3 protein-coding genes are annotated in these 3,419 nt (G+C 33.8%); all 3 read right to left on the bottom strand.

The window, feature by feature from the left end:
* Nucleotides 1-277, bottom strand: a 277-nt coding sequence (locus CQZ94_RS30345; RefSeq protein ID WP_142395977.1) for an IS6 family transposase, incomplete at its 3' end; no start/stop codon positions are given.
* A 295-nt stretch (nucleotides 278-572) separates the two neighbouring features.
* A complete protein-coding gene (locus tag CQZ94_RS30340) occupies nucleotides 573-1,973 on the bottom strand; it encodes a zinc dependent phospholipase C family protein (protein WP_105588387.1) in 1,401 nt (466 codons plus the stop codon).
* A gap of 592 nt (nucleotides 1,974-2,565) precedes the next feature.
* On the bottom strand, nucleotides 2,566-3,419 hold an 854-nt coding region (locus CQZ94_RS30335; protein WP_181149585.1), incomplete at its 5' end, for a thiol-activated cytolysin family protein.

Genomic DNA, 3,419 nt, shown 5'->3' with positions numbered 1-3,419 from the left:
ATAAGTACATCCATTGACCTTTTATTTTGATATATGTTTCATCGACTCTCCACGAGTCATTTGTTGGCTTAAGATGATGTCGTACTTTCTCTTCTAATTGAGGCCCATATTGATGAACCCAGCGCATAATCGTTGTGTGAGCAATGGATAATCCTCTTTCCTCCATCATTTCCACCAGGTTACGAAAGCTCAAATTGTACCGTAGGTACCACCTTACTGTTAATAAGATTAGTTCAGGCTGATAATGCTTCCATTTGAACAAATTTTCCTTTTCCATACTGATCACACACCTTTTGTAGAGTAGTAATATCAATATGCCCAAGTTTAGGAGATTAATTGCAAGAATTTTGCACCAGAACCCATCTTCTTTATAAACGGTACGACTTTATTTCAAAGCTAAAGTATTTTATTCTTTTTAACAGGTTATTTAGAATAATAGAAAGATAAAAAAGTTCATCTTTTATGAAAAAAGAGATGGGCTTTTTTGTTTGTTGCCAATAAGTGAAGTTACTCGACGTTTACGGATAAAAAAACACTCGTTCTGATTAAGGACGAGTGTTTTTCTTTTTAGGTTATCTAACAGGTATAAACTTCCATGAGCTAGGTTTTTGTTTTTTTCCACCTAGTACGATCCAATTTTTCTCTGCATTTATATTTTCATAATTTAATGGATAGTCATCTGTAAAAATATTATATTCTGTAGGATTATCCAGGTTAATTTTAATTTTAAAGTCAGCTAAACTATCCGATTTTTGAGCAAGGTGAATCCAACTAGAATAATTAGACCAATTTAAATATTGAAATTGGTCGTAATTTGAGTGCTTCATGCGAAGATATATACTCTCCCCGTGGTGTAGCTTTGCATCATTTTCTTTGTAGAATTCAAATTCTATAGGTGTACCAGATAAAGCATTGTTTTCTTTACTTGCAAGTGAGACATAATCGTAACGGTTTGCTACATACCATTCAAATGTTAGACCTTGATAAGGAGATTCACTTGGTACGATATAATAGTTTTTCCCTGCTTCTATGACGTTACCTTCTATATCATAGATTAATGCAGTCTCTATACTTGGAGCTTTCACATTTTCAGTAAAAGTTTTAAACCAAAGATTTAAGAAACCTGCTGTATTGCGCTGAGCTTCTCCTAAGCTTCGCTGCACAGCTGGGATAACCATTTCTTGCCACAGTTGTGCCTTACCACTATTATAATACTTAAATGTATTATCATTAGTAATATTTTGGATTTCAGGTTTAGCTACTCGGGCTGCATAATCAATCCATTCTTCAGGTGTGGATAGAGAGTCGTTATAATTCCCTCCAGTATTGACTGCAAATTGATTTTGAATGGTTGTAACATAATTTTCAAAGTAGCTATGATATTTTATAGCTCTCGTATCAATTGCGGTAAAATTTGCTGCATGCATAGGTTGGGTAGCATCTGTAAAGTAGTGTGTGGCTACTCCTAAGTAATAGAAAGCCTTTTCATAGTCTTTATTTCGTAAATGTTCTCCAGATTCATAAAAGTATTTCTTGCCTTGTGTAAGAGCCGTTGGATTTGTTTCTCCTCTATAATTTTCTTTAGTATCAGGATCATAAAAATGAGATTTCCATCCGCCTTTAAAAACGCCGCCTATTCCTGTTCCACCATCGTTAAACTCTGCATTATAATCTGCATCATATAATCCTTTAGAAAATAGATCTTTATATTGCGGATAATTTAAGAAGTCCACAGCCTGCTTATTTGCTTCAATATTAGATTCTGTTTTCATAATTTCAATAGCCTGTTTTGCAATCCATAAATGTGTACTTTTATCTGAATGATACGGAGCTTCTGCAGACCATCCTGCAGTAATAGGATCATTCTCAGTTAAATCAATTTGATCGAGATGAGCATAGCTACTTTGAGGAGATACTCCTAAAATAGTTAAAGTCACTCCAGCTATACATAGTGTTGATGCGAATTTTTTCATTTTTTTATTCCTTTCTAAATATAAAGATTCTTATGCAAACATTCATCATAATAACGTAATATCAACAGGTAAATATCTCTAATAAAAGAGCGGTTAGCAAAGGCTAACTGCTTAATTTTTCTCTTAAAGGGATACCGCCACACATCGATCAACTTAAAAGTTTTAAGTAGACCCTAAACAATAATTTTCTTTCTCTACCTCTAGTTATATATAAAAGCCCGTCTTATTTAAACATATATTTTTATGCAATTTCACATATCCAAATATAGGGAATCAAACAACCTTCCATTTATTATATTAATGAAAGACCGTTGTCTTTAGACAATTGAAATTATGATGTTTTAAGTTAACAATCTATATCCATCAACTTAAGAATTCAGAATTACCCCAAAACGAAAAACCGAGCTTTTTGTTATAAGTTAGCACAAAATTTTGTTCTTTGGTACTATGAAATTTTAGCTAGATGGCTATGTGACGGTCCCTCTACTTAAATTGACTCTCCAATTTGATGAGTATGATATATTAGAAAAAGCGCCGATATACTTGCGAGCAAGTAAAAAAGCACCCTGTAAACAGAGTGCTTCACTTTTACCTAATGATTAATATTAGCACTTGGGTATAATGTTGTTCCTCCAATTGAAACTTTTATTTCATTTGTTAATGGAACATTTTGTTCATTAATAATTGTTCTCCACCATTCCCATGCAAGACCTGTACATTCTCTTGCTACAACTTTTACATTTTTTGCATTCGATGGAAGTGGTATGACTGTATTGAAATGAGCAGTTCTGTCTCTGCCGTTTCCTTCCCAAGTTTTATGGGTTAGTACTTCTTTGCCATTTTGATCATATGAGAATTCATCCCAAGATACATCAAATTGAGCAACATATCCACCAGTATGATCAAGCGTCATTTTAGCACTAGAATATTCTGTAGTTGTAGTCTCAATATAATCCGTATTGTTATGAACAGCAGCAGTTGCGTTATCTTTTAAGAAAGTGCTTGTATATGAAATTGGGTATGCTGGATTTTTAGAACTTAATTCTGCATTATCTTTAATGATATTTCGGATTTCATTAAAATCTTTTGTAACAACCTTGTTATGCTCTTTTGCATCTCCGCCTAATACTACAGCGGTAAAGGTACTGTCTTCAAAAATATCTTTGTACTGTCCACTCGCTTCAACGCCTTGCCCCTTAATTAAGGCTTTAAAGGCAGCTTGTACATCTTTGCTCTTAGATGATGTTTCTAATTTCACATAAACTGTTCTACCATAAGCTACATTTGACACCATAACAGGCGGAGCCGCATTACTTACCCCTTTACGAGTTAGCTCATCAAAAGTAACGCTATTATCAAAAAGATCTGATGGATTGTTAGGTAGTTCTGCACTTACGGTATAAAAGATTTGCTTATATGCCGCAACCATCACTTTTTTCTCTCCAT

Source organism: Bacillus sp. MYb209 (assembly GCF_002975175.1).
Classification (GTDB): domain Bacteria; phylum Bacillota; class Bacilli; order Bacillales; family Bacillaceae_G; genus Bacillus_A.
The sequence above is the reverse complement of the archived record's forward strand: the minus strand, read 5'-3'. Positions and strand labels throughout refer to the sequence as shown.

Bases quoted from the DNA above. Each gene is read 5' to 3' on its own strand.
- CQZ94_RS30340 (WP_105588387.1), bottom strand. From the start codon at position 1,973: ATGAAAAAATTCGCATCAACACTATGTATAGCTGGAGTGACTTTAACT.